Source organism: Candidatus Competibacteraceae bacterium, assembly GCA_016713505.1.
Taxonomy (GTDB): domain Bacteria; phylum Pseudomonadota; class Gammaproteobacteria; order Competibacterales; family Competibacteraceae; genus Competibacter_A.
In genome coordinates, this window is record JADJPA010000001.1 from 1,506,812 (window position 1) to 1,530,385 (window position 23,574).

Consider the following 23,574-nt stretch of genomic DNA (forward strand, 5'->3'; position numbering starts at 1 on the left):
GAACTTCGAACCTACGTATCCATTCCAACCTATGGCATGATGCCCTATCGATTACCCCACCAAGCGTACCCCGCAGCGAGGAACACAGTGTTATGGCCAGCGTCAACAAAGTCATCCTGATCGGCAATCTGGGCAAAGACCCGGAAGTGCGCTATATGCCCAGCGGCGATGCGATCACGCACGTCAGCATCGCCACTACCGACACCTTCAAAGACCGCAACGGCGAAAAACAGGAACGCACCGAATGGCATCGGGTAGTTTTCTTCGGAGCGCTGGCGAAAATTGCCGGCGAATACCTGAAAAAAGGCCGTTCGGTGTACGTCGAAGGCCGCATTCAAACCCGCAAGTGGCAGGGTCAGGACGGCCAGGATCGCTACAGTACCGAAATCGTCGCCAATGAGATGCGGATGTTGGGCGGACGCGGTGATTCCGGTGGCAGCGCACCGTTTGCAACGGAAGGCGGAGAGCCGGACTTCACCACGACCGCGCCGCACGCGCAGGGCCAAAGCACTCCAGCGGCCTCCTCCCGCGCTCCAGCACCGCCCGCGCCGAGGGCCGATGACGGTTTCGACGACGACATTCCCTTCTAAACGTTTGGTGTTGGATTCTTGCAATCTTACCTATAAATGTATTCTCAATAAGCTGCGAATCATGTTTGTTTAAGTCGAGGAGCTAAACCTGAGACTAATCGCCCTTGACTTGCTTAGACTATTCGCAGCATTCTCTGTCATTATGTATCACTACATAACCAATGAGATTGTATTCCCTATTCTGTCTGAGATTACAAAATTCGGGTACTTGGGGGTATCGCTATTCTTCATTATTAGCGGCTATGTGATTGCACTATCAGCAAGTGATCGCTCAGCATTGGAATTTGCAATCTCGAGATTCGTTCGACTTTATCCTGCTTTCTGGGCAGGCTTGTTTGTCACTTGTTCTATTTCAAGCTTATTTGGTTCAAAGCATTATACTATTAATCAAATATTAGCAAACTTAACCTTACTAAACGATTACCTAGGATTCGAGAATGTTGATGGTGTCTATTGGACCCTACAGGTAGAGTTGAAATTTTATGGATGTGTATTTATACTTTTATTAACAAGACTCTTTTACAATTTTAATTTGTGGCTCAGCATTTGGCTATTTCTCACAACCCTATACTTGGCAATAGGGCAGCCATTCTTTATGGGCGTTTTCATCAACCCTCATCAATCATGCTTTTTCATAGGCGGCGTCACATTTTATTTAATACAAAAAGAAGGTCTTAATAAGTTTAATATTTTTTTCTTAATATCCTCATTAGCCTTATCAAGTATTCAGGGTTTTAAACAAACCAGCGATTTTATAATTAACATTGATTTAAAAGATAAAATAATAGCGGCAAGCATTATTTGGTCATTCTATTTTTTATTTTTCTTACTCATAACAGAAAAAATCAAAATTGCTTATAGAGATATTTATTTAATACTTGGTGGCCTAACCTACCCCTTGTATTTGGTACACAATGTTGCCGGAAAAACACTAATCAACGATTTTAAAAATACTACCCCTGAATGGATCGTAATTTTTGTCGTTATCATCCTAATGTTTTTAATCTCTTATTTAATACACGTTGGTATAGAGAAAAAATTTTCCACCCCGATCAAAAGAGCCTTGCTTGCGACTTTAAAAAAGAGGCCTAATAAAGTATATTGAAGCTACATCGCCACCTAAGCAATAACCTTATTTCAGACTAGGACTTTCGAGCAAATATCCCCCGGCTCGGTCCTTGTCATGTCATTGAAGCCGCTCAAAACCATCCCAGCGATTCGCTGGTGTGGGCCAGCAATCGCGCCAGCCAGGGTTTCTTGCCAGTATAGGTGACTTCGTACAACTCCGCGTCGTTGCTGGCGGCCAACAGATAATCGTCGCTGGTGCGCAGCTCGTCCACCAACCGGCTTTCCAAGGCGCGAGCGCCGAACCAATGCTCGCCGGTCGCGACCCGTTCCAGATCCACGCTCGGGCGATGGCTTCGAATAAAATCCTTGAATAGCTCGTGCGTGTCCTCAATTTCCTCTTGAAACTTGCGCCGGCCTTGCTCGGTGTTTTCGCCGAAGATCGTGACCGTGCGCTTGAATTCGCCCGCCATGAACTGCTCGTAATCGACATCGTTTTTCTTGAGCAGTCGATTGAAATTCGGCAATTGGGCGATCACTCCGATCGAGCCGACCACGGCGAAGGGCGCGGCCAGGATGCGATCCGCCACGCAAGCCATCATGTAGCCGCCGCTGGCCGCCACCTTGTCCACCGCCACCGTCAGCTTTACCGGACGGTCGCGGAACCGCAGCAGTTGCGCCGCCGCCAGCCCGTAGCCGTGAACCAGGCCGCCGGCGCTTTCCAGCCGCAGCACCACCTCATCGTCCGACCGGGCGACGGTCAGCACCGCCGTCACTTCCTCGCGCAACGACGCCACCGCCGTCGCCCGGAGATCGCCCTGAAAATTCAACACGAACACCCGGCGGCGCTCGGTCTTGCCGTGCTGTTTCTCGCGCGCCTTCTGTTCTTTGCGGTACTGCTTGAGGGCTTTTTTCGGCAGCGTCGCGGTTCTGAGCGCGAGCGCCATAGTGTCGTAGGTGTCGTTAAGATGGCGGACATCCAGCCGGCCCCGGCTTTCCGAGCGACCTTCACCGTGCCGCGCCAGCAGCACGATGCCCCCGACCACCACCAGTACCGCCGCGGCCAACGTCAAAGCCTTGGCCAGAAACATCCCGTACTCGCTGAGAAATTCCATCGTTCGTTTTCAATTCCCGCGGATTGACGTTTTCACGGTCGCCACCGTTGAGAAACCCGCCGCCTGGCAGCTCCTCACCGGCGATGCTATAGTCTTCGCCCTGTCATTGTTCAATAATCACTCATGGCCCGCAAACTGTACATCAAGACCCACGGCTGCCAGATGAACGAATACGACTCCGCCAAGATGGCGGATGTCTTGCTCGAAGCCCACGGTCTGGAGCGCACTGAAGACCTCGCGCAAGCCGACGTGTTGCTGCTGAACACCTGTTCCATCCGGGAAAAAGCCCAGGAAAAGGTATTTTCGCAGCTTGGCGTCTGGAAACGCTTGAAGGCCGAGCGGCCGGAGCTGGTCATCGGCGTCGGCGGCTGCGTCGCCAGTCAGGAAGGCGCGCTGCTGCGCGAGCGCGCGCCCTACGTCGATGTGGTGTTCGGCCCGCAAACCCTGCACCGCTTGCCGGAAATGCTGGCGGCGGTCTGGACCGAGCGCCGGCCCGTGGTCGATGTCTCCTTCCCGGAAATCGAAAAATTCGACCGGCTGCCGGAGCCACGCGCCGAAGGACCGACCGCCTTCGTCTCGATCATGGAAGGGTGCAGCAAGTATTGCACGTTTTGCGTGGTGCCTTACACCCGTGGCGAGGAAGTCAGCCGCCCGTTCGAGGACGTGCTGACCGAAGCCGGCGCGCTGGCCCGCCAAGGCGTGCGCGAAATCAACCTGCTCGGCCAGAACGTCAACGCCTATCACGGGCCGACCAGCGACGGTGAAACCGCCGATCTGGCGTTGCTGATCGAACATGTCGCCGCTGTACCCGGCATCGAGCGCATCCGCTACACCACCTCGCATCCCATCGAATTCTCCGACCGGTTGATCGAAGTCTACGCCCGCGTGCCGGAACTGGTCAGCTATCTGCATCTGCCGGTGCAAAGCGGCTCCGACCGCATTCTGGCGCTGATGAAGCGCGGCCACACCGCGCTCGAATACAAAGCCAAGATCCGCAAATTACGCGCGGTTCGGCCCGGTCTCAGCCTGTCCTCGGATTTCATCGTCGGTTTTCCCGGCGAAACCGACCGGGATTTCGAAGCGACGCTGGCGTTGATCGAAGAAATCGGCTTCGATCACAGTTTCAGTTTCCTCTACAGCGCCCGGCCCGGCACCCCTGCCGCCAACCTGCCCGATCCCACGCCGCTGACGATCAAGAAAGAGCGGCTGGCTCGCCTGCAAGCGCGCATCGACGCCAACGGCCAAGCCATCAGCCGGCGGATGGTCGGCGGCGTGCAACGGGTGCTGGTCGGCAAACCTTCCCGCAAGGACGGCCGCCAACTATCCGGCCGCACCGAAAACAACCGGGTGGTCAACTTCGACGGACCCGCCAGCCTGATCGGCCAATTCGCTGAGGTCGCCATCACCGAAGCCCTGCCCAACTCCCTGCGCGGCCGGCTGCTGGCCGGCCCGGAGTTGATGGCCGCCGCCACCCTGAAGCAAGCCAGTTGATGAGCGTGTCCGCCGCCCCCGTTACCGCTCCGAACGTCTCACCCAAATTCCAGGACTTGCTGCTGGAACCCGCCGACAACGAGCGCTTGGCCCGGCTGTGCGGGCAATTGGACGAACATCTGCGTCAGATCGAACGCCGCTTGGGGGTGGAAATCAACAATCGTGGCCATCAGTTCCGGGTGGTCGGCGAACCACAGACGGTCGCGGTCGCGATCGCGGTGCTGGAAGCCTTGTATCGCGCCACGCAGGATGAAATGCTGACGCCGGCGCAAGTTCACCTGTTCCTACAGGAAGCCGGTGCCGACGGCCTGGCCGAGAATGCGGATGCGGCGGAAACGGACGAGGTCATCATCCGCACCCGACGCGGCCTGATTCGCGGGCGCGGCCCCAACCAGCAGCGTTACCTGTGGAACATCCAGCATCACGACCTCAACTTCGGCGTCGGCCCCGCCGGCACCGGCAAGACCTATCTGGCTGTGGCGTGCGCGGTGGACGCGCTGGAAAGCAACGCGACCCGGCGGCTGGTGCTGGTGCGGCCGGCGGTGGAAGCCGGCGAGCGACTGGGCTTTCTGCCCGGCGACATGACTCAAAAGATCGACCCCTACCTGAGACCGCTCTACGACGCTTTATATGAGATGCTGGGCTTCGAGCGGGTCGCCAAACTGATCGAGCGCAACATCATCGAAGTCGCGCCGCTGGCCTTCATGCGCGGCCGGACCTTGAACGATTCTTTCATCATCCTCGACGAGGCTCAGAACACCACGGTGGAGCAGATGAAAATGTTTCTCACCCGGATCGGTTTCGGTTCGACGGCGGTGGTCACCGGCGACGTGACCCAGGTGGACTTGCCGCGCAACGTCCAGTCCGGCCTGCGCCAAGTGTTGCAAGTGCTTAAGGAGGTAGAAGGGATCAGCATGACACTCTTCAACGCCCGCGACGTGGTGCGGCATCCGCTGGTGCAGCGCATCGTCGGCGCCTACGCCCGTTACGAACAGGACCACCCCACATGAGCTTGGAACTGGATCTACAGGTCGCCCTGGATATGCCCGGCTTACCGGCCGAAACGGACTTGCACCGCTGGGCGGAAGCCGCGCTGGCCGGCGCGAACTATCAAAAAGACGCGGAACTGACCATCCGCATCGTCAACGAAGCTGAAAGCACGGCTCTGAATGAAACTTACCGCCGCAAACAGGGCCCGACCAACGTGCTGTCTTTTCCGTTTGAATCCCCGCCCGAAGTGGAAAGCTCTCTGTTGGGCGATATCGTGATCTGCGCGCCGGTGGTGCTGCGCGAGGCCGTCAGCCAAGGCAAAACTCTGGCGGCCCACTGGGCGCATCTGGTCGCGCATGGCGTTTTACACCTGCTGGGCTATGATCATGATGAGGAACAGGCCGATGCCATGGAATCCCTGGAAATTCATATTCTGAGGGGGCTCGGCTATCCCGATCCCTATGGAGACCTGCAAGACTCATGAGCGAAGAACGATCCGACGCGAGCCATAAACCGTCATGGCTGGAGCGTTTGAGCCTCGCCCTGACCGGCGAACCCAAGGACCGGGAGGCGCTGCTCGAATTACTGCGCGACGCCCAGCAGCGAGCACTGCTGGACCCCGAAGCGCTGAAAATGATGGAAGGCGTCATGCGGGTATCGGAAACCCAGGTGCGCGATGTTATGATTCCCCGCGCTCAGATGGTGGTGTTGGAAGACGACTGGAGCCTGGAACGCCTCATCGCCGAAGTCGTTGAATCCGGTCACTCCCGGTTTCCGGTGATCGATGAAAACAAGGACAATGTCGTCGGCATTCTGATCGTCAAGGATCTGCTGATCCATGCCTTCGACCGCCGTGAAGATTTCGACTTGCGCGCCCTGTTGCGGCCGGCCAAGTTCATCCCCGAAAGCAAGCGCCTCAACATCCTGCTCAACGAGTTTCGCAGCAACCGCTTTCACATGGCCATCGTGGTCGATGAATACGGCGGGGTGGCCGGACTCATCACCATCGAGGATGTGCTGGAGGAAATCGTCGGCGAGATCGACGACGAGCACGACACCTCGGATGGTGAAAACGCCTTCATCCGCCGGCAGGGAGATGCGTTCGTCGTCAAAGCCCTCACCCCGGTCGAAGACTTCAATCAGTATTTCCAAGCCGAGCTCAGCGATGAGAAGGCCGATACCATCGGGGGCTTAGTCATGATGGAACTGGGCCGGTTGCCCAAGAGCGGCGAAACGGTCGATCTGGAGCGCTTTCATTTCCAGGTATTGCGCGCCGACAACCGGCGCATCCATTTGCTGGAACTGACGTTGCGGGCTGACAGCCACGAAAACTCTCTTCCCGCCGCCAAACCATCGGAAGCCTGATCCTTTTGGCGCTGTCCGCCCCTGACTGAAAAGGGTGGCTGTTCGTCTCCGGTCCGCTCGCCAGGAGCGAGAAGGCTCGCTGGCCCTTGGGTCAGCCGCAGAGCCATCAACTAGCCCTCGTCACCTGCCATGCCGACACTCACTCGTCCTCACCCCCTGATTGCGGACGCGCTGGCGCTCATCGCGGGCGCGCTGATGCCGCTGGCGTTCGCGCCGTTCGGCCACTGGCCGCTGGCGATCCTGTTACCCGCCGTTTTGCTGTGGAGTTGGCAAGCGGCGACTCCGCGCCGGGCCGCGCTGCGCGGCGGGCTGTTCGGACTGGGAATGTTCGGGTTCGGTATCTATTGGGTTTACATCAGCCTGCACGATTACGGCAAGGCGCCGGCTCCGTTCGCGGCGCTGGCCACCTTCCTCATGGTGGCCGTGATGGCGCTTTACCCCACGCTGGTCGGTTGGCTGCTCGGCCGTTGGGCGCCGCCGGGGCCGGTACGCTGGTTGCTGGTTTTTCCCGCCTTATGGGCTCTACTGGATTGGATCAGAAGTTGGTTGCTGACCGGTTTCCCTTGGCTGGCCGTGGGTTACAGCCAAATCGATACGCCGCTCGGCCAACTGGCACCCTACCTCGGCGTGTTCGGAATCGGTTGGGCGGTCCTGTTCAGCGCCGGTTTGTTGTTGGCTATCCTGCACGCACCTAACGGACGCCGACGACTGATGTGGCTGGGGCTGCTGGGAGGGTTGTGGCTGGGCGCTTGGGGTTTGGGAACGATGCATTGGGTCGAACCGGCCGGCCCGCCGCTGCGCGTCGCGCTGGTTCAAGGCAACATCGCGCAGGACATGAAATGGCAACCGGAGTTCCTGGACCAAACCTTGGAAAACTACATTCAACACAGTTTGCCGGAACACGGCCGCAGCGAGGTGATCATTTGGCCGGAAACAGCGATTCCCGCTTTTTATCAAGAGGTCGCGCCGCTCTTGGAGGTGCTGGGCGAAAAGGCCCGACAAGATCGGGTCGACTACCTCATCGGCCTTCCGACCGGCTCGTGGGAGACCAAAATCTTTCACAACAGCGTGCTGGGCATCGGCCAAGCGATAGGCTTCTACCACAAACGCCGGCTGTTGCCGTTCGGTGAATACCTGCCGCTGCGAGGGCTTTTGCTGTTTTTCCGCAATTGGGTGGCGATTCCGATGGCCGATTTTCTCCCCGGCGAACGCGATCAACCGCTGCTGCGCGCCGGGGGCCAGCCGGTCGGACTTTCGATCTGTTTCGAGGCGGTATTCGGCAGCGAAATCCGGCTGGCGCTGCCCGAGGCCACTTGGTTGATCAACCTCAGCAACGATGCCTGGTTCAAGGATTCCCTGGCCCCGCACCAGCATCTGCAAATCGCCCGGATGCGCGCTCTGGAATCGGCCCGCTACATGGCCCGCGCCACCAACACCGGCATTTCAGCCCTCATCGACGAGCGCGGCAGGATCGTAATCCGAGGGAGTTTATTTCAGGCCGAGGTCGTTCGCGGCGAGCTACAGCCGTTGCGCGGCGCGACGCCTTATGTCAGGTTAGGAGATTGGCCGGCGCTGAGCTTGATGGTATTGTCGCTGCTGTCGGGCCTGATGTCAGTCAGGCGCAAGCGTGCCACGCCCCATGTGCGATAAGCGAAACCGCCCTATAGCCCATTGCTCCACCCGCCAAAACCAGAGCGGCCCACCAGAAAGCCCGCGGGTTGCCTTGATACGCTGTTGCCTGCTCGGCGCGATCGGCGCGATCGGCGCGCTGCTGCTCCTGGCGAGCTGCACCAGCACCGCACCGCCGCGCAACATCAACGACGCCTGCGCCCTTTTCGCGGAAAACGACGACTGGTTCGCCGACGCTAGCGCCGCCAGCCGACGCTGGAACGTTCCACTCCCGCTGCTGCTGGCGATCATCCACCAAGAGTCGGCCTTTCGCGCCGACGCCCAACCGCCGCGCATCAAGGGGCTAGGAGGGCTTCCCGGCCCCCGGTTATCGACTGCCTTCGGCTACAGTCAAGCGTTGGATGGAACCTGGGAGCGTTACAAAGTCGCAACGGGCCATCGTGGCGCCGACCGCGACGATTTCGCTTCGGCGGTGGATTTCATCGGCTGGTACGTCGATCAAACCGCGCGCTACAACGGCGTCGCCAAAAATGATGCCTACAACCACTATCTGGCCTACCACGAAGGCCAGGACGGTTTCGCCAAAGGCACCTACCGGAGAAAAGCGTGGCTGTCCGAACGGGCGCGCCGGGTGCGCCAACAGAGCGAACGCTACCGCGCCCAACTGACTCGCTGCGAGCCACAACTGGCGGCGCTCCTCTAAACCTGGCGCGAACTGGGGCTGTTATCGGCGGCGGCGTTTTGCAAGCGCCAATAAAAAACCGCCAGCGAATCCGGCTGGCGGTTAAAGTACAGGATATTGAGCTTAAAACACGCTTCGCTGTAGAAACTAGCTTCAGCGACCGTTAGTAAACGGCAAACCGCCGCCGGGGTAAATCAGGACGATTTGTAACCCGATAAGGGTTTTTACTTAATTTCTTCGATATCGGCCGCTGCTAGAGGTCCCCGGCAACCCGCACGAACCCTATGCCTTCACAAACCGGACAAGGCTCGATCAGGGCGGGCGCATGAAAAACCACGCGCTCGCCGCATCGCTCGCAGCGAAGCGTGCCGGGTCCGGTCACTTCGCCGCTGCGATAGCGTTCCACCTGGGCTTCCTCCAGCAGCGCGGCCCCAAACACCGAAAGCTCCAAGCGCGATTGATCCACGCCGCGTCGGAAAAAATCCAACAATCGCTCCTCGATTAATTCCAGATCGAAGCGCATCCACTCTTTCAGATCGCGCCCGGTCGTCGCCAAATAATAGCCGGCATCTTCCAGATCGCGTCTTAGATAACCGCCGATCAAGCGGGCCTCTTCCCGCGTCAGTTCGCCCAGTTCCACCGCTTTCTCCGCCGCGTGTTCGATGCTGGCGCTCAATTGTGGAAAGGCGGCCTTCTCAGCCTGTTCGAATTCTTCCAAACGGCTTCTGGCCCGCTCCATCATTTGCTGGTAGGCCCGAGCGAGCCGGTTGCCTTGCAGGGGTTCGGTCATATCGCATTCTCCTGAGCTGGGCCGTAACGTCATAAAAAACCGCTCCATGGGCGCGTGCTGGTCCATTCTAACGGTGATTCCGGCCCGCGGCTTGGCTCGCGGGCTTGAAAAATTAGGTATGCTTAGCAGGGCTTGGGGCCGACCCGGCTTGCCGACTTCATTTCAATCGAAGGTAAAGATTCTCGCACCGTGACACCGTGGCCTTTTAAAACCCGCGACATCCCCAATCTCATTACCAGCCTACGGATCTTGCTCGTACCGCCTTTTTTGTGGCTGCTCGTGCAAGAGCGCTACGGCGCGGCCTTGCTGTTATTCGTCATCGCCGGCGTTTCCGATGCGCTGGACGGCTTCCTGGCCAAGTATTATGGCTGGACCAGCGAACTGGGCGGCCTGCTCGATCCGATCGCCGACAAATTGCTGCTGATCGGGGCGCTGCTGGTGCTGGCCTGGTTGCACGAACTGCCATCCTGGCTGGTCGCGCTAGCGATCCTGCGCGATGCGCTCATCGTCGCCGGCGCGATCAGCTACCATCTGCTGATCGAGCGTTTCCAGGGCAGGCCTCTACTGATCAGCAAGTTGAATACCTTACTGCAACTGCTGTTGGTCTTTGCGATCATCGTCAATCATGGGATGTTCGCCCTGCCGCCCTGGCTGCTGACCGGTTTGATCTACCTGACCGCTCTGACGACGGTCTGGAGCGGCGCGGTTTACGTCTGGCGATGGGGCCGACAGGCCTGGAACGCGCGGCGGGACAAATCCCCGTCCGGCGCTGAAGACCGGCTGTAAAGCTCAGCTTTTCAGCAGTTCGCAAGAGGCCCGGTAGGCTTCCGCCAGCGCGGTCATATAGGCATCGTTGATTTGATTGGGTTCCAAATCCAGCATGTCGAGCGCGCTCCAATCGCAGCGTTCGTAAGCCAGGGTACAGGCCAAAATCCGGCCCAGCGGCCCCTTGTGCTGCAACAGAGCGTCGTTGATTTCCTCTTCCAGCGGCAAGCTCTTTAAAACCAGTTCCATCGGCGCTTGAGTGATGGCGTCCAGCACCGACAACAGCCCCACCGTGTAGCCGCTTTCCTTTTGCGGGATCCGCATCGCCTCAGCCAGCAACTCGCACATTTTGGCTCGTTCCAAAGCGACGGTGATCAAATCGCTGCGGTGCTGGTCGAGGTTAGCCAGAGAAATCAGCGTGGCCCAAACTCGAACATTTTTGGTGCCCAACAGCACGATGGCGCGCTGGATCGAGTCGATGCGGCGGGCCAGGTTAAAATAAGCCGAATTGATGTAGCGCAGTAATTTGTAGCTCAGTGACACATCCTGTCTGATCAGTGCTTCGATGGCCTTGAGATCGATTTCGGGCTGATGCAGCTTGGCCACCAGCTGCAATACGACCAATTGGTTGGCGGGCACCACGCCGCTGAACTTGAGCATTTTGGGCTGGGAAAAGTGATAACCCTGAAAAAAATCGAATTTCAGGCTTTGACACAGCTCCTGGACGGCTTGGGTTTCGATGCACTCCGCCATCAAGGCGACACCCCTATGGCGCAACAGCGGCACCAAGCGCCGCACCTCCCCTTCCGAGGTCGTCAGCATATCGATCTTGACGCAATCCGCGATCTCCAGCAGCGCCTGATAAGCGTCGTTGTCCGTATAATCGTCGAGGACGAAGTGGTGGCCCTGCTGGCGCAATTTCCGCAAGGCCTCGACCAGCGGCTCGTCCACCACGATATTGCCGGTGATCTCGAACATCAATTGCGGCGATGCAAACATCTCCAGATAGCCGCCGACCACAAAATCGCGCGCGATGTTGATGAATGCCTTGTGCGGTCCGACCACTTGTTCGAGACCGACTTCGGTCACCGTGTTCAAGACGATTTGCGAGGTGGCGATTTCGGCGTCGAGAAACTGCGCGGAGTCCGCACCGGCGGTCTGCCGGTAAAATAATTCATAGCCTTCTACTTGAAAGTCGCGATTGTAGATGGGTTGGCGAGCGAAGTAGATTTCCGTCATGAACGTACCTCAATCGGAGCGGCTCTGATTCGATGAATTGTACCAGAAAAGGAACAAAACTCCGCCATGACAAATGCTCGGGTCAAGCCGCCCAAACACCATGCCGGCACCGACTCCCCGCAAGCCCCTTCAGCCGGCCCGTGCGCCGATGGCGCGCCGCGCGGCGCGTCAGGGCGAGTTGGATTGTCAGGAGCACCGTCGCCCCCACGCTCGCTCTCGGCTGGTCCGAACCGTTTTAGCGTCCTTTTCGTGAGGAATAGTACATGCTTCGCGGGTCACAAACACGCTTCTGGTCGATTGTGGGATTGGTTTTTCTGGGCGGGATCTACCTGCTGGCCCCGGTGCTGACCCCGTTTCTGTTTTCGGCCCTGCTCGCTTATCTGGGCGATCCGCTGATCGACTGGCTGGAAACGCACAAAATCTCGCGTTCCTGGGCGGTGACGCTGGTGTTCGGCGCCTTACTCCTGCTGGTGTTAGTGTTGCTGCTGCTGCTCATCCCGCTTTCAACACACCAGTTCAAAGCGCTCATGCAGCGCCTGCCGACCTATGTCGGCTGGTTTCAAGCCAGTATCCTGCCGTGGCTGCGGGATACGCTGGGCCTTGATCCAGAGATGTTCGATCTGGGCTACCTGCGAACGCAACTGACGGCTTACACGCAGGAAATCGGCCATCTGGCCAGCGGCCTGATGGAATCCTTTCGGGCCTCCTCCACCGCCGTCTTCAACTGGCTGGCCAATCTGGTGCTGGTCCCCGTGGTGACCTTTTATTTCCTGCGGGACTGGGATGGGCTGGTCGCCAAGCTTCATGACCTGGTGCCGCGGCGCATCGAAGCGACGGTGAGCCGCTTGGCGCAACAGTCGGACGAAGTGATCGGTGCGTTCCTGCGCGGTCAGTTCATCGTGATGGGGGCGCTGGGGATCATCTACTCGGCGGGGCTGGCGATCGTCGGCCTGGAGTTCTCGCTACTGATCGGGCTACTGGCCGGGCTGGTCAGCTTCGTACCTTATCTGGGCCTGATTGTCGGCATCGCCGTCGCCAGCATCGCCGCCGTGCTGCAATTCCAAAACTACCTCAGCATCGTTCCGGTGCTGGTCGTATTCGGGGTCGGTCAACTGATCAGCGATTTTATTCTGACGCCACGCCTGGTCGGCGACCGCATCGGCTTGCATCCAGTGGCCGTGCTGTTTGCGGTGCTGGCCGGCGGCCATTTGTTCGGCTTCTTCGGCATTTTGCTGGCGCTGCCGATCGCTGCGGTCATCGCGGTGGTGCTGCGCCATGTCCACGATGAATATCTGCAAAGCATTTTCTATCGCCAATGACGTGGCGAAACTCGCCCGCGCCGCATGGAACTCACATGATTCGCTTGATCGCGCTCTTTTCCCTGCTGGGTCTACTCCCAATCAGCGCCTGCATCCCGCAGGCGTTCAAGGCAACGCCGCATGCGCTGAATCGCCGGCTCGATCCTGGGGAGCGCTATCAAGGCATTCGGCTGCTCGGCGCTTTACGGCTGGCGGACGCCGAGATCGGGGGTTCGCGACTGTGCGGTTTGTCCGGGTTGGCTTGGGACGACGCGGCGGGTGTGTTGTACGCGATTTCCGACCGAGGCGCGCTCTTCCACTTGTCCCCGATTTTCGATGAGCGAGGCTATCTGAGCGACCTGAAGGTGCTGGCCGCCCATCCCTTACAAAACGCGACGGGCAAGCCCGTGAGTCGGCCTTTCAACGATAGCGAAGGCTTGGCTGTCCGTCATGGCGATCACCACCGTCCGGGCGATACCGAACTGCTGGTCTCGTTCGAGGCCAAACCGCGCTTGGTTCGCTACGACCCGACCGGCCGCTGGCTGGGTGAAGTCCCTCTGCCCGCCACGCTGCGCAACGTCGCCAACTACCGCGGCAGCAATCAATCGCTTGAGGCGGTCACCATCGACCCACGCTGGGGCATTTTGACCGGTTCTGAAATCGCGCTGCGCAACGATCCCGCCGAGTTGATCCGGATTTTTTCCACCCGCGGCCGCTTCTGGCTCTATCCGCTCGGCAGTGCGCCCAGCAGCGCGCTGGTGGCGATGGAAGCGCTACCGGACGGTGGTTTGCTGACCCTGGAACGCGCCTTCGTCTCGGTCTTTCAACCTTTCACCATCAGCCTGCGCCGGACCGAACTGCCGCTTCAAGGGAAAAGCGGTTTGCTCAAGGTCGACGATGTCGCGGTGCTCGACAGCGGCCAGGACTGGCTGTTGGACAACTTCGAAGGACTGACTCGCCATCGCGAGCAGCGGTTTTTCATGATCAGCGACGACAACTGCAACGGTTGGCAAAGCACTTTACTGGCCTATTTCGAACTACTACCTTTCCAGGCCGGATCCCAACGGCCTTGAAAGCGCCGCTCGCTCGACCCGCCGGGTTTCTTGCGGCGCTCGGGCCGGCGCTTTTGCAAATCCAGCAAACGCCGCTCCCGACCCCGCGCGGCGGGCCGGTCGATCATTGCCGAACCCGTCGCCGCGCAACCCCTGAATGGGTTGACAAAGATACTGACAAGCTTCAGTATTTCGAGCTTAAATACGTTTTCGCTTTTTGGCGGTCACGCTCAGGTTGCTGTTTGTCATAATCAAAAATACCTTGAATGCACAGCTCTCACCCTGACCGGCGCCAGCAAAACGTCGCCCCCCACTAAAAGCGGTTATTCGGAGGTTACTCGATGGAAGAGGTCGTCATCGTTGCAGCCGCCAGGACTGCGATCGGCACTTTCATGGGTTCGCTGTCGACGGTCGCGGCAAACCTGTTAGGCGCCCAAGTCATCAAGCATTTGTTGGAGAGAGCCGGCGTCAGACCGGAGCAGATCGACGAAGTCATTTTAGGGCAGGTTCTCACGGCGGGAACCGGCCAAAACCCCGCGCGAACCGCAGCGCTGAACGCCGGCTTACCCATCGAAGTCCCCTGCCTGAATATCAACAAAGTCTGCGGCAGCGGCCTCAAGGCGGTACATCTGGCGTATCAATCCATCCGCGACGGCGACAACCGCACCGTCATCGCCGGCGGCCAGGAAAACATGAGCCTTTCTCCGCACCTGCTGCTCGGCTCGCGGCGCGGCACCACCATGGGTGACGCCCGGCTGGTGGATTCCATGCTGAACGAAGGCCTGCATTGTGCGATCAACCACTACCACATGGGCATCACCGCCGAGAACATCGCCGCCCAGTGGGGCATTTCTCGCGAAGAGCAAGACGCTTTCTCCGCCGCTTCTCAGGATAAAGCGGTGGCCGCGATCGGCGCCGGCCGGTTCAAGGACGAGATCGTGCCGATCCAGATTCCGCAGCGCAAGGGCGATCCGCTGGTGTTCGACACCGACGAGTTTCCCCGCGCCGGCACCACCGCCGCCGCGTTGGGCAAGCTGCGACCGGCTTTCAAGCAGGATGGCACCATCACCGCCGGCAACGCGTCGGGCATCAACGACGGCGCCGCCGCCGTTTTGGTCATGACCGCCGGCGCGGCGCGCGAGCTGGGCTTGCAGCCCTTGGCGCGGATCGCCGCTTACGCCAAGGCCGGCGTCGATCCGAAAATCATGGGCACCGGCCCGATCCCCGCGTCTCGCGCCTGCCTGAAGAAAGCCGGCTGGACGGTGCATCAACTGGATTTGATCGAATCCAACGAGGCTTTTGCCGCCCAGGCCATCTCCGTCAACCGGGAAATGGGCTGGGATACTGCTAAAGTAAACGTCAACGGCGGCGCCATCGCGCTGGGTCACCCGATCGGCGCCTCCGGCTGCCGCATCCTGGTCAGCCTGCTGCATGAGATGGTCCGCCGCGACGCCAAGAAGGGCTTGGCGACCCTGTGCATCGGCGGCGGCCAAGGCGTCGCCCTCGCCGTCGAGCGCGACTAGCCAACCGCGAAAATCGTTCTTTTATACCCACAACAAACCCGAGGAGGGAAAATAGCATGTCTAAAGTCGCAGTCGTTACGGGCGGTATCGGCGGTTTGGGCACGGCCATGTGCATAGCGTTGGCCGAAGCGGGTCGGAAGGCAGTGGCCGTCGATTACAGCGGCCTCAAACCCGAAGCCGTCGACAAATGGAAAGCCGACCGCAAGGCGGAAGGTTTCGATATCCCCGTTTATCTGGCGGACGTGACCAGCTTCGAATCCTGCGCCGAAGTGTGCAAAAAGATCGAAGCGGAAGTCGGTGCGATCGAAATCCTGGTCAACAACGCCGGTATCACCCGTGACGCCATGTTCCACAGGATGACTCCCGAACAATGGGATCAGGTCATCAAGACCAATTTGTACAGCGTTTTCAACATGAGCAAGCAGGTGTACGAGGGCATGACCTCGCGGGGTTGGGGTCGCATCGTCAACATCGCCTCGGTGAACGGCCTGCGGGGTCAAGCCGGTCAGACCAACTACTCCGCCACCAAGTCGGGCATTTACGGTTTCAACAAGGCGCTGGCGCAAGAGTGCGTCAAGAAAGGCGTGACCGTTAACTCGATTTCACCGGGCTATATCGGCACCGAAATGGTGCGGGCCATCAAGCCGGAAGTATTGGAGAAAGTCGTCGCCGGCATTCCGGTGGGTCGCTTGGGCGAGCCTTCCGAAATCGCGCGCACCGTCGTTTTCCTGGCCTCCGATGACGCTGGCTACATCACGGGTGAAGATATCACGGTTAACGGTGGTCTTTACTACCACACCTAATGTTTGATTCGCGCGGCGCTACCTCACCGGTGGCGCCGCCGTTTTTCCCAGATTTATTATGAGCGAACCGCGCATCATCAAGAAATACCCGAACCGCCGGCTTTACGACACGGCCGTCAGCAGCTACATCACCCTTGAAAACGTCAAGCAGTTGGTGTTGGAGCGCGCCGATTTTCAGGTGATCGACGCCCGAACCAACTCCGATATCACGCGCGGCATTCTGTTGCAGATCATCAGCGAACAGGAAGAGCAAGGCAATCCGATCTTCACCACGGAAGTGCTGGCGCACATCATCCGCTTTTACGGCGACACCCTTCAGGGCATGATGGGCAATTACCTGGAAAAGAGCCTGCAAGCCTTCGTTGACCAGCAGCACCTGTTCCGGGAACAGATGCGAACCTTCATCGGCAAGAACCCGTTGGCCATGATGACCGAACTGGTGGAGCACAATCTGTCATTGTGGAAAAGCGTCAACGAGCGACTGCAACAATATGCGCCGCCCGGCCCGCCCGGCGATTCTCTTCCCGCCCCTCATCAATCCCCCATCTCAGCCGAAACCGCCACACCGTCAACCGCCAAACCGGAAAAAACCGGCAAGGAACGCAAAAACAAAAAAGAGCAAGGCTGAAATTTCGCGTTTTCAGCCTGCGCGTGGTCCGCGGCAAGCTTGTCCTTAAGGGCTACCGAGCTAATAGCCAAGCGGCGATGGCGGGTGGGATTTCGCGTTGGGCGCGACCGCTGACATAGATGCCGATATGACCGCCCCGGAACGACAGTTCCGAATAGTCCCGGCTATCATGCAAGCCAGCTAGCGCCTTGGACGCCGCGGGCGGCACCAGATGGTCCTGGGTCGCATAGACGTTAAGGATCGGCATCGTCAACTGGTGCAAATCCACACGCCGGTCACCGATGACCACCTCGCCCCTGATCAGCTTGTTGCGCTGAAAGAAATCCTTGGCGAATTGGCGGAACGCCTCCCCGGCCTGATCGGGGCTGTCGTTGATCCATTTTTCCATTCGCAAAAAATTCTTCAGCGCGTCGACATCATCCAGGATATCCACCAGATCCACGTATTTCTGGCCGGCCAACCGGAACGGACTCAGCGACAGGAAGGCGAAATTCAGCATCGCGCCCGGCAGGTTGCCGAGCGTGTCGATCAGCAAATCGATGTTTACATGGCGGATCAGATGGGTCAGCAGATTGTCCGGCGTATGAAAATCCACCGGGGTCACCATGGTGACCAGATTGCGGACCTTCTCCGGATAAAGCGCTGAAAAACACAAGCTCAAGGCGCCGCCCTGACAAACACCCAACACATTGATGGACTCTTGCTGGCAGCGCTCGCGCAGATGATCGACGCAGTGGGCGATGTAGCGATGGATGTAGTCGCCGAGCGTCAATCCCCGGTCGCCGGCATCTGGATAGCCCCAATCGATCAGATAGACATCCACGCCGGCCTCCAGCAAGCCCCGGATCATGGAGCGATCTTCCTGAATATCCATCATGTAGGGTCGATTGACCAGCGCGTAGACGATCAACAGCGGGATGGGGCGCGGCTGTGCGACTCGCGGCTGATAGCGGTACAGCGTCAGCTTATCCTCCCGGTACACCGCGTCGCGGGGCGACACGCCCGCTTCGATCTCACCGATGTTGCGCAGGGTTGCCATGCCCTCGGTCAGACGAGCGTGATAGCCTTGGATTTCCTCCATGATGCGTTCGGGGGTCAGACCGATCATGAGCGGGTTTCTCCTTTCGGATAGCAGCCCAACAGGCTGTTGAACAAGCGACCGTTGAGTTCGCTGTAGTCGATGCCGCGCAACATTTGCCCGTAGGTTTTCTCGTTGCAATCCACCCACAAGTTATACAGCTCGCGCAGGCTGTCGATGTGTTTGCCGGCGTTGGCGCGCTCGTGCAATTGCTGCTCCATCAGATCCAGCGCCGCTTTGGCCGACTGACGCAAAAAGTCGAGATAGTGGTTCTGAACCTGTTGGTAATTTTGCCAAGCCTCGGTGTCACCCTCCGCCGACGGGCCCTTGAGCCCCAGGGAGGCCGTGGATTGCCGCCATAACTCCATCATCTGCGTCCAGAGCTGAGCCATCTCCGGGTTAGCGCGCGGATCGCCCGAGGCTTCGATGGTCGCGGTCTTGAACTGGTCGAAATGCTGTCGCAGTAGCGCGCCCCAGTCGCCGCCTCCCTGCTGGAGCTGGTCGTGAAACTGCGTTGAAAAGGCGGACATCTGTTCGCCGAAGGCGAGGTAGCTGCGGGCCTGCTTGATCAGAAATTCGGTATCGAACGGATTGGGAACGGCAGAAGTGTCGGTTGGCTCGGTCATGGCAATGGCGTCTGAAAAGTGCAAAGGCCCGCTAAGTATAGTCAGCGGATTCGCCTCCCGTCGGCAAAGATCGCCCGGCGCGCTTCGCTCACGGTGAATCGGGCTTCCCGACCGGCAGTTTCTGCGCGATGGCCTCGGCCCGAATTTGTTTGAGCCGCGCCCGTAACTGCGCTTGCTGGTTCGGGGAGGCGCCACCGCGCCGCAGCCCGAGCTCCAACTGTTCGATGGCGGGCAACAGCTCGCCGTTCAGATAGTGATATTCGGCCATGGTGGCATGAGTCGCCGCTATATCGCCGCTGCGCTGGGCAGCCTGTGCGTAGGTGGCGTATAAGGTGGGATCGTTGGGATGGCGGCTCAAGTGCGGTTGCAACACGCGCAAGGCCCGTCTCGGATCGCCCTGGGTAGCCAGGGCCCGCCCGTAATGCATCGCCAGCACGAAATCATCGGGATACAGCTCACGAGCGTCTTCGAACTGCCGCCATGCCTGTTCCGACTCCCCTTTGGCTAACGCCAGCTCCGCCGCTTCGATCCGAAACGCCAGCCGGTCGGGATCGCTTTTTTGCAAACGGCCAAACTGTTGCCGGGCTTCGTCGTAGCGGCCGGCCTGCCGCAGCGCCAGCCCATAGGCGTAGCGCGTGGCGCTCTCATTGGCTGAATCGCTCCTGGCCAGCCGAGTTTCCAGCTCGCGAATCAGGGAATGGATATCCTCGCTGATCAGCACGCGCGCCCGCGCCTTGGCGAATTCATAGGCGTTACGGTCGCGCGGGGTCGTCCGCCGGACCGGCGGCGGCAGTTCGACGCGGTCCTGGATGTCAGCGGCGCGGCTTTCCGGCCGGGGATGGGTCAACAACATTTCCGGAACCTGATCGCTAGAGGTGCCGGCCAAGCGTTCTAACTTGGTGAAAAAATCGCTCATCCCCCGAGGATCGAACCCCGCTTTCGCCAACAAGCGCATCCCGATGCGGTCGGCTTCCTGCTCGTTGGCGCGGGTGAAGTTGATCTGATGCTGGGCGCCGGCCGCCATCGAGCCGACCATCGCCGCCTGGCCGGCCTGCTTGCTGGCCGCCGCCAACGCCACCGAAGCGACCATGGCCGCCGCCAGCGGCACCGCCATGCGCCGCATGTCGGCGACGGCGCGCACGATGTGCTTTTGCGAGACGTGAGCGATTTCGTGAGCGATGACGCCGGCCAGTTCGTCTTCCCGCTCCGTGGCCAGCAGTAATCCGGCGTTGATGCCGATGAAATTATGCGGCAGCGCAAAGGCGTTGATACCGGCGCTCCGAACCGGAAAGAACGTGAACGGCACGCCGTTTTGGTCTGCGTAAGTCACGATGCTTTGCCCGATGGAATCGAGATAGCCTGTCAATTGCGCGTCTTCCATGATCATGCCGCGCTGTCGCAACTGCCGCATGATATCCAATCCCATCCGCTGTTCCTCATCAGCGCCAAAATACGCCGCTGAAGGATCGCCGATATCCGGCAGGTTGAGCGGTTGCGCCGCAAGCGGGAGCGCCGGCGTCAAACCGAGGCTCAGGCCCAATATGAAAGGAACGAGGCGTCGTGGCATGAAATTACCGAAAATGAGTTAGAATATCTTGCTTGGAACTCAGTCTCAAGGTGGAGGTTCCTGGATTTGCACCGCCCGGCTAGCCGTGCTTCAATGCCGGCATCGCTCCACGGTTTTACCGCGCCATCATGAGTGCTTTCGACACCGAACTCGACACCTCCGGGCTAAACTGCCCGCTGCCTATTCTCAAAGCCAAGAAAGCGCTGGCCAGCCTCTGCGAGGGTCAGGTCTTGCGCGTGATCGCCACCGACCCTGAATCGGTCCGGGATTTCACGGTCTTCAGCCAACAAATGGGCCACGCCTTGTTGGAAACGTGCGAGCAAGGCGGTCGATTTTACTTTCTACTGCGCAAGCGGGAGCGTTGACCGATCCCGTCGCAGCGGCTCCTCGCCGCCCGAACGCCGGGCCATCGAATCCCCCGACCGGTCGGCTCATTCTCCCGCCACCGTCATGCGTTCCACCAGCAGGGAGCCGCACCGGATGCCGCTGCGCGCATCCACATCATTACCGATCGCGACGATGTGCTGGAAGATGTCAGCAAGATTGCCGGCGATAGTAATTTGCTGGACCGGGTAGGCGATTTCGCCATTCTCCACCCAAAATCCCGCCGCCCCGCGTGAGTAGTCGCCGGTGACCAAATTGGCGCCGTGACCCAATAGATGGGTGACCCACAAGCCGGTTCCCATCTGCCGCAGCAAGGCGTGGTGATCGAGCGGACCCGGTTCGACGATCAGATTGTGGATGCCGCCGGCGTTGCCGGTGGTTTCCATCCCTAGCCGGCGGGCCGAATAACTGTCCAGCACATACCCTTGCAGCACCCCGTCGCTCACCAGATCGCGGTCGGCGGTCGCCACGCCTTCGTTGTCGAACGGCGCGCTGGCCAAACCCTTCGGTAAATGAGGTTGCTCGCGCAGCGTCACGAACGCCGGAAAAACCGCCGTGCCCAACCGCCCCAACAGAAACGAGGCTTTTCGATACAGCGCCCCACCGCGAATGGCGGCGGTGAAATGACCGATCAACCCGCGCGCCAGTTCCGGCGCGAACAGCACCGGCGCCTGCCGGGTCGCCAATTGCCGGCTGCCCAACTGGCGCAACGCCCGCCGCGCGGCGCGTTGGCCGACCGCGCTCGGCGCCTCCAAGCTCGCCCGGTCGCGGGCCAACGTATACCAGTTATCGCGCTGCATCCCGCTGTCATCCTGGGCGATCACCGAGCAGCTCAGCGAATGGCGGGTGGTCGGATAGCCGCCGTAAAAACCATCGGAATTACCGTAGATCACCAAGCCGGCGTGCGTGGTGACGCTGGCGCCTTCGGAATTGCGAATGCGCGCATCGTGCGCCAGCGCCGCGCCCTCGCAGTCGCGCGCCAGCACGATGGCGTCCTCGGCCGATAGCGCCCAAGGATGATAAAGATCGAGTTCCGGCGCCTCTCGCGCCAAACGTTTGGGATCGGCCAGCCCCGCATAGGGATCGGCGGCGGTGTGACGGGCGATGGCGCAGGCGCTTTGCACCGTGTCCCGGATCGCTGCCGGCCGCCAGTCGGCGGTGCTGGCCGAGCCTCGGCTTTGGCCGATGTAGACCGTCACGCCAAGGCCGCGTTGGCGGTGGTGCTCCAAGGTTTCCACCTCGCCGAGTCGGACCGTGACCGACAGCGCGCCGCCGAAACTGACGGCGGCTTCGGCGGCGGTGGCGCCTTGGGCGCGGGCTTCGGCGAGAATGTCGGCGACCAGGGTTTCCAAGTGTTCGCGCGCGGGCAACGGCGCGGCGGTGCGAGCGATGGCTTCGGACATGGGCGAGGGAATTTCAGGGAGCGGTCGGGTGGGTGAAGGGTTTCAAGCCTGGGTCCCGCCGACAGTGAGGGCGTCCACCTTGAGAGTCGGCTGACCGACGCCGACCGGCACGCTCTGGCCGTCCTTGCCGCAGGTGCCGACGCCGGCGTCGAGCTTGAGGTCGTTGCCGACCATCGAAACCTGGGTCAACACGTCCGGGCCGTTGCCGATCAGGGTCGCGCCCTTGACCGGTCGGGTCACCCGGCCGTTTTCGATCAGATAGGCTTCACTGGCGGAAAACACGAATTTGCCTGAGGTGATATCGACCTGGCCGCCGCCGAAATTGACCGCGTACAGGCCCTGCTCCACCGACGCGATGATTTCGGACGGGTCGTGCGCGCCCGCCAGCAGGTAGGTGTTGGTCATGCGCGGCAGCGGCAAATGAGCGTAGGATTCGCGCCGGCCGTTGCCGGTCGAGGCGGTTTTCATCAGGCGGGCGTTGAGCTTGTCTTGCAAATAGCCTTTCAGCACGCCGCGCTCGATCAAGGTCGTGCATTGGGTCGGGGTGCCTTCATCGTCGATGTTGAGCGAGCCGCGCCGGTTAGCCAGGGTGCCGTCATCCACCACGGTGCACAACGGCGACGCCACCCGCTCGCCGATCCGACCGCTGAACGCCGAGGTGCCCTTGCGGTTGAAATCACCCTCCAGGCCGTGGCCGATGGCCTCGTGCAGCAGAATACCCGGCCAGCCCGGCCCCAGCACCACGGTCATGGTGCCGGCAGGCGCGGCAACGGCCTCCAGATTGACCAGCGCCAGCCGCACCGCCTCCCTGGCGTGCCGCAGGGCGCGCTCCTCGTCCAGAAACCAGCCGTAGGCGACGCGGCCGCCACCCCCGGAACTGCCTTGTTCGCGGCGGCCCTGCTGCTCGACGATCACCGTCACGTTCAGCCGCGCCAGCGGCCGCACGTCGCCGGCCAACGTGCCGTCGCTGCCGGCCACCAGAATCGTATCCTGAGTGCCGGCCAAGCTGACCATCACCTGAGCGACGCGCGGATCCTGGCGGCGCGCTTCGGCGTCCACCTGCTCCAGCAACCGAATCTTAGCCTCGGCCGTCAAGCTCTCCAGCGGATCGAGCGGCTGATACAGGGCAGTTCGTCCGTTGCTTCGCCACATCTGAAGCTGGCCCGCGCCGCCGTGGCGGGCGATGGCGCGGGCGGCGGTCGCGGCTTCCAGCAAGGCCGTCGGCACGATCTCGTCCGAATAGGCAAAACCGGTTTTTTCACCGCTCACCGCCCGCACGCCGACCCCGTGCTGGATGGCGTGGCTGGCCTGTTTGACCTGACCGTCCTCCAGCGCCCAGGACTCGGCCCGGCGCAGTTGGAAATACAGATCGCCACCGTCGATGGCATGACCCAACAGACAGGACAGCGTGCGCTGTAGATCGTCCTCGCCCAGGCCGGCGGGAACCAGCAACCGCTGGCGGGCGAGCGCGAGAGAATCGGTCGTCATGGT

General features: G+C 60.2%; 23 protein-coding genes. 15 read left to right on the top strand and 8 right to left on the bottom strand.

Annotated elements, in window-relative coordinates:
- Window positions 1-92 precede the first annotated feature (92 nt).
- A complete protein-coding gene (ssb, locus tag IPK09_06880) occupies window positions 93-590 on the top strand; it encodes a single-stranded DNA-binding protein (protein MBK7983336.1) in 498 nt (165 codons plus the stop codon).
- Window positions 591-699: 109 nt separating this feature from the next.
- Window positions 700-1,695, top strand: a complete 996-nt coding sequence (locus IPK09_06885; protein ID MBK7983337.1) for an acyltransferase — start codon at window positions 700-702, stop codon at window positions 1,693-1,695.
- Between the two features lie 94 nt (window positions 1,696-1,789).
- Here IPK09_06885 and sohB read toward each other — a convergent pair whose 3' ends face one another.
- Window positions 1,790-2,770, bottom strand: coding sequence for a protease SohB (gene sohB, locus IPK09_06890; protein ID MBK7983338.1), 981 nt, complete (start codon window positions 2,768-2,770; stop codon window positions 1,790-1,792).
- A 123-nt stretch (window positions 2,771-2,893) separates the two neighbouring features.
- On the opposite strand from sohB, the gene miaB reads away from it, so the two are divergent.
- The 6 genes from miaB to IPK09_06920 all read left to right on the top strand — a co-directional run bounded on the left by miaB (window position 2,894) and on the right by IPK09_06920 (window position 8,948).
- The gene (gene miaB, locus IPK09_06895; protein MBK7983339.1) at window positions 2,894-4,261 is read left to right on the top strand and encodes a tRNA (N6-isopentenyl adenosine(37)-C2)-methylthiotransferase MiaB; all 1,368 of its coding nucleotides are present in this window, start codon (window positions 2,894-2,896) and stop codon (window positions 4,259-4,261) included.
- Complete coding sequence (locus tag IPK09_06900) at window positions 4,261-5,271, top strand: PhoH family protein (GenBank protein MBK7983340.1); 1,011 nt, start codon at window positions 4,261-4,263, stop codon at window positions 5,269-5,271. The genes miaB and IPK09_06900 overlap by 1 nt, the downstream gene beginning before the upstream one ends.
- Entirely contained in the window at window positions 5,268-5,735 is a 468-nt protein-coding gene (gene ybeY, locus IPK09_06905) for an rRNA maturation RNase YbeY (GenBank protein MBK7983341.1), read from the top strand. The genes IPK09_06900 and ybeY overlap by 4 nt, the downstream gene beginning before the upstream one ends.
- On the top strand, window positions 5,732-6,616 hold the full coding sequence (locus IPK09_06910) for a CBS domain-containing protein (GenBank protein ID MBK7983342.1): 885 nt from the start codon (window positions 5,732-5,734) through the stop codon (window positions 6,614-6,616). The genes ybeY and IPK09_06910 overlap by 4 nt, the downstream gene beginning before the upstream one ends.
- A 129-nt stretch (window positions 6,617-6,745) precedes the next feature.
- Window positions 6,746-8,266: an apolipoprotein N-acyltransferase gene (gene lnt, locus IPK09_06915; GenBank protein ID MBK7983343.1), complete on the top strand. Its 1,521-nt coding sequence runs from the start codon at window positions 6,746-6,748 to the stop codon at window positions 8,264-8,266.
- Window positions 8,256-8,948, top strand: coding sequence for a transglycosylase SLT domain-containing protein (locus IPK09_06920; protein MBK7983344.1), 693 nt, complete (start codon window positions 8,256-8,258; stop codon window positions 8,946-8,948). Before lnt ends, IPK09_06920 begins: the two co-directional genes overlap by 11 nt.
- Window positions 8,949-9,180: 232 nt before the next feature.
- Here the strand turns inward: IPK09_06920 and IPK09_06925 are convergent, their stop codons facing one another.
- A complete protein-coding gene (locus IPK09_06925; GenBank protein MBK7983345.1) occupies window positions 9,181-9,717 on the bottom strand; it encodes a zinc ribbon-containing protein in 537 nt (178 codons plus the stop codon).
- 189 nt (window positions 9,718-9,906) lie between these two features.
- On the opposite strand from IPK09_06925, the gene IPK09_06930 reads away from it, so the two are divergent.
- Complete coding sequence (locus tag IPK09_06930) at window positions 9,907-10,503, top strand: CDP-alcohol phosphatidyltransferase family protein (GenBank protein MBK7983346.1); 597 nt, start codon at window positions 9,907-9,909, stop codon at window positions 10,501-10,503.
- A 3-nt stretch (window positions 10,504-10,506) separates the two neighbouring features.
- Here the strand turns inward: IPK09_06930 and IPK09_06935 are convergent, their stop codons facing one another.
- Complete coding sequence (locus IPK09_06935; GenBank protein ID MBK7983347.1) at window positions 10,507-11,721, bottom strand: HDOD domain-containing protein; 1,215 nt, start codon at window positions 11,719-11,721, stop codon at window positions 10,507-10,509.
- A 263-nt stretch (window positions 11,722-11,984) separates the two neighbouring features.
- On the opposite strand from IPK09_06935, the gene IPK09_06940 reads away from it, so the two are divergent.
- The 5 genes from IPK09_06940 to phaR all read left to right on the top strand — a co-directional run bounded on the left by IPK09_06940 (window position 11,985) and on the right by phaR (window position 17,025).
- Window positions 11,985-13,040 (top strand): AI-2E family transporter, encoded by a 1,056-nt coding sequence (locus IPK09_06940; GenBank protein ID MBK7983348.1) that lies wholly within the window; start codon window positions 11,985-11,987, stop codon window positions 13,038-13,040.
- Between the two features lie 35 nt (window positions 13,041-13,075).
- Window positions 13,076-14,092, top strand: coding sequence for an esterase-like activity of phytase family protein (locus IPK09_06945; protein MBK7983349.1), 1,017 nt, complete (start codon window positions 13,076-13,078; stop codon window positions 14,090-14,092).
- Window positions 14,093-14,412: 320 nt separating this feature from the next.
- On the top strand, window positions 14,413-15,594 hold the full coding sequence (locus IPK09_06950; GenBank protein MBK7983350.1) for an acetyl-CoA C-acetyltransferase: 1,182 nt from the start codon (window positions 14,413-14,415) through the stop codon (window positions 15,592-15,594).
- A gap of 56 nt (window positions 15,595-15,650) precedes the next feature.
- The gene (phbB, locus tag IPK09_06955; protein MBK7983351.1) at window positions 15,651-16,397 is read left to right on the top strand and encodes an acetoacetyl-CoA reductase; all 747 of its coding nucleotides are present in this window, start codon (window positions 15,651-15,653) and stop codon (window positions 16,395-16,397) included.
- 58 nt (window positions 16,398-16,455) lie between these two features.
- Complete coding sequence (phaR, locus tag IPK09_06960; GenBank protein MBK7983352.1) at window positions 16,456-17,025, top strand: polyhydroxyalkanoate synthesis repressor PhaR; 570 nt, start codon at window positions 16,456-16,458, stop codon at window positions 17,023-17,025.
- 52 nt (window positions 17,026-17,077) lie between these two features.
- Here phaR and phaC read toward each other — a convergent pair whose 3' ends face one another.
- The 3 genes from phaC to IPK09_06975 form a co-directional block, all read right to left on the bottom strand.
- Window positions 17,078-18,133 (bottom strand): class III poly(R)-hydroxyalkanoic acid synthase subunit PhaC, encoded by a 1,056-nt coding sequence (phaC, locus tag IPK09_06965; protein ID MBK7983353.1) that lies wholly within the window; start codon window positions 18,131-18,133, stop codon window positions 17,078-17,080.
- A complete protein-coding gene (locus IPK09_06970) occupies window positions 18,130-18,729 on the bottom strand; it encodes a hypothetical protein (protein MBK7983354.1) in 600 nt (199 codons plus the stop codon). The genes phaC and IPK09_06970 overlap by 4 nt, the downstream gene beginning before the upstream one ends.
- An 88-nt stretch (window positions 18,730-18,817) precedes the next feature.
- Window positions 18,818-20,296 carry a M48 family metallopeptidase gene (locus IPK09_06975; GenBank protein MBK7983355.1) on the bottom strand — a complete coding sequence of 493 codons (1,479 nt, stop codon included), beginning with the start codon at window positions 20,294-20,296 and terminating at the stop codon, window positions 18,818-18,820.
- A 128-nt stretch (window positions 20,297-20,424) separates the two neighbouring features.
- Here IPK09_06975 and IPK09_06980 point away from each other — a divergent pair, with 128 nt between their 5' ends.
- Window positions 20,425-20,661 carry a sulfurtransferase TusA family protein gene (locus tag IPK09_06980; protein MBK7983356.1) on the top strand — a complete coding sequence of 79 codons (237 nt, stop codon included), beginning with the start codon at window positions 20,425-20,427 and terminating at the stop codon, window positions 20,659-20,661.
- A 66-nt stretch (window positions 20,662-20,727) separates the two neighbouring features.
- Here IPK09_06980 and pmbA read toward each other — a convergent pair whose 3' ends face one another.
- Together pmbA and tldD are read right to left on the bottom strand one after the other, a co-directional pair.
- Complete coding sequence (gene pmbA / locus IPK09_06985; GenBank protein MBK7983357.1) at window positions 20,728-22,083, bottom strand: metalloprotease PmbA; 1,356 nt, start codon at window positions 22,081-22,083, stop codon at window positions 20,728-20,730.
- Window positions 22,084-22,125: 42 nt separating this feature from the next.
- Window positions 22,126-23,571: a metalloprotease TldD gene (gene tldD / locus IPK09_06990; GenBank protein ID MBK7983358.1), complete on the bottom strand. Its 1,446-nt coding sequence runs from the start codon at window positions 23,569-23,571 to the stop codon at window positions 22,126-22,128.
- Between the last annotated feature and the right edge of the window lie 3 nt (window positions 23,572-23,574).